Here is a 342-nt window from a genome sequence, read left to right on the forward strand (position 1 = left end):
GGGGGGGGGGGGGGGGGGGGGGGGGGGGGGGGGGGGGGGGGGTGGGGGGGGGGGGGGGAGGGAGGCGGGTCGGGGGGGACCAGACCTCGCGACCGACCACCACACACACCACAAACCATAAAAAAAAAACCCCACCACCCACAAAAAACAAAAAAAAAAAAAAAAAAAAAAAAAAACCCCACAACAACAACAACCCCACACCCCACCCCCCACACAAAAAAACCACCCCACCCCACACAGGCCCCCGCCAAAAACAACCACCCACACCCCCCCCACCCCCCCCCCAACACACCCCGCAAAAAAACACCCCCCCCCACCAAACAAAAAAAAAACAAACACACC

1 protein-coding gene is annotated in these 342 nt (G+C 60.5%); it reads left to right on the forward strand.

Annotation, left to right across the window (positions count from 1 at the left end):
* Nucleotides 1-41: 41 nt before the first annotated feature.
* A partial coding sequence (locus PUR61_RS45120) for a hypothetical protein (protein WP_329875317.1) occupies nucleotides 42-342 on the forward strand: 301 nt, incomplete at its 3' end.

The organism is Streptomyces sp. BE20, from assembly GCF_036322525.1.
GTDB lineage: Bacteria > Actinomycetota > Actinomycetes > Streptomycetales > Streptomycetaceae > Kitasatospora.